Source organism: Streptomyces sp. NPDC021356, from assembly GCF_040641015.1.
Lineage (GTDB): Bacteria > Actinomycetota > Actinomycetes > Streptomycetales > Streptomycetaceae > Streptomyces.
On sequence record NZ_JBFACU010000100.1, the window covers coordinates 1 to 2,051 of the forward strand.

Annotated in this window: 3 protein-coding genes; 2 read left to right on the forward strand and 1 reads right to left on the reverse strand. The window is 64.9% G+C overall.

Annotated elements, in window-relative coordinates:
* Positions 1-249: 249 nt before the first annotated feature.
* A complete protein-coding gene (locus tag AB0G56_RS42115; RefSeq protein ID WP_360981640.1) occupies positions 250-1,239 on the reverse strand; it encodes a phosphotransferase in 990 nt (329 codons plus the stop codon).
* 218 nt (positions 1,240-1,457) lie between these two features.
* Here AB0G56_RS42115 and AB0G56_RS42120 point away from each other — a divergent pair, with 218 nt between their 5' ends.
* Both AB0G56_RS42120 and AB0G56_RS42125 read left to right on the forward strand, forming a co-directional pair.
* Positions 1,458-1,667, forward strand: a complete 210-nt coding sequence (locus AB0G56_RS42120; protein WP_360981643.1) for a hypothetical protein — start codon at positions 1,458-1,460, stop codon at positions 1,665-1,667.
* Positions 1,668-1,694: 27 nt separating this feature from the next.
* A complete protein-coding gene (locus AB0G56_RS42125; protein ID WP_360981645.1) occupies positions 1,695-2,039 on the forward strand; it encodes a hypothetical protein in 345 nt (114 codons plus the stop codon).
* Positions 2,040-2,051 lie beyond the last annotated feature (12 nt).

Here is a 2,051-nt window from a genome sequence, read left to right on the forward strand (position 1 = left end):
ATCCAGAGTTCGTCAGGAACCAACCGCTGCGACAGACCAACACCCATGACACGGCATCATGCCGCATCAGCCTCAAACCACGTGAGACAAGCTCTCAGTTGTCGATCAGTCTGCTCGCGAGTGTCGAAGAGAAATGACGGCACTGCGGAGTGAGTGAGGGGTACGCGGGGCGGCCAGCCGCCCGTCAAGGCGGCTGGCCGTCGAGGCAGGTAGCGGCAGGAGAGCGATGCGTATGTGGTGGACGCGGTGCTATGAGTCCAAGAGTGCCAGCGCTTCCTTCGCGTTGTGTTCGGCGATTTCCTGCATCGCCGTGCGGTGCGGGAAATCGCCGTCGAGCAAACGAAGGGGGCCGGCCACCAGTGAGAGACGCATCGCGAGCATGTAGAGGTCGAGCCGTGCCGGATCGAGTCCGGGGCGGGACAGAGCTGGGTACTGATCACCGAAACGAAGCTGCAGGAACACGTGCTCCCACTCGACATCGAAGAACATCAGGCCCTCGATGTCGATGAGGACGGGGTGGCCGGAGGCATCGACCAGGACGTGGTCGGGCCCGAGTTCGCCGTGGATCAGTCCGTGCTGCGTGCGTGGAGCCACTCGTGTGGCCAGCTCCTGCAAGCGATCCTGCAAAGAAGCCGCGGCTGATCCGATGCTGGGGTCGCGGTCGGCCGCCTCAGCGGCGTCCTCGATGGCACGTTCGAGCACCAGTTGCTCGCATGAATCGCCACTCGCTTTGTCGCCCCGTTCGAGCACGTCCACCCTGCCGTAGTGCTGACTGTGCTGCTGGTGCATCACGTCGAGCATTGCGGCCAGCTCGCTCAAGGCATTGGATGCACGTGCGGGATCTGTTGGCAAGAGCGATTCCAGAGTGGCGCCGGCAACGTCCTCGACAACTGCCACGTCCGCCGGGCAGCGGCGTCGGCTGTCGTCAGCGAGAAGCACCTCTGGAACCCGGACTCCCAGGCCGTCGAGTTTCCCCTGAGCCGCTAGGAAGGGGGCCAGCCCAGAGGCGGGAGCGAACGGGTGAGCCGGGTCGATGGCTTCCGCAGCCGGCCAGAAGTTCTCGGCCTCGGCCCAGCTGTAGACGATCACACTCGCTGCACGTGTTTCGCTCGTGTGAACCCGGTAGACCCCCTTCTTGCTCCCGCCGCGCAACCGGTCCACTCCGACAACGCGAGCGTCCGCCCCCAGTGCTTCATGCACGATCCCTGACAAGGCTTCACTATCCGTGAACTGGCGCATCTGCCGACCCTATCCCCGGCCCGACGCACCGTTGGGCCGAGTCGGCTTCCAGTGAATCAGCCGGCCTTGGCAGGTTCTTCGGCTCGTGCTCGGGTGCTGGCGAGGCGGTAGACACCTCACGGTGCCAAGCGGTCAAGCCGGGGTCGCGAGAGGCCTGTAGCCTTCTGGCTGTTCGATTGCGGGCAGGGGGTGGGGATGCGATGGACGTAGTGCGAGTCATGGAGTCGTTGGCAGAGCAGGGTGTGACGGTGCTGTTCAAGGTCGACGCCGAGCGCATACGCGATGCGACGAAGCCTTGGACCGTCGTCGCGAGCGGGGCTCCGCTTCGGGATGATCTCTTGGTCCGCGCGGACGCCGTCTCTCTGGAGGCGTGCCTGGAGGTCTGCCTTCCGCGGCTGCGTGAGTTTGGTTTGGTGATTCCCGATTGACGGCGCGGTCCGGGCGGGCAACGAGCTGTGATTGAGCTTCCCGAAGGGTCATGGTGGGACTGGGACATTGTCGCCTGGGACCCCGGGCGGTTGAGTCTGGGCGCCGGGCACGACATCTCATATGCCCATGGCCTGGAGTTGGTGTTCAGCGACCCGGTCTTTGTCACGTGCCCGGCCACCTTTCAGGATCCTGTGTTTCGTGCGCCGACGCCTGACGAGGTCCAGCTCATTGCCCGGCAGGTCGGCGAGGCACCTCCCGTACTGGCTGCCTTCGAGGCCGATGCGGCGGGGGTTGCGTCCAGGGAAGTGGTGTACGGGTTCGACCTGATCCGGGGGTTTGCTCCGGCATCGGGATGGTGCCCGCATAGATGAACGGCCACCGGC

What these genes read in the sequence shown, in the direction of transcription:
- AB0G56_RS42120 (WP_360981643.1), top strand. Translation starts at nt 1,458, where the DNA reads ATGGAGTCGTTGGCAGAGCAGGGTGTGACGGTGCTGTTCAAGGTCGAC.
- AB0G56_RS42115 (WP_360981640.1), bottom strand. Translation starts at nt 1,239, where the DNA reads ATGCGCCAGTTCACGGATAGTGAAGCCTTGTCAGGGATCGTGCATGAA.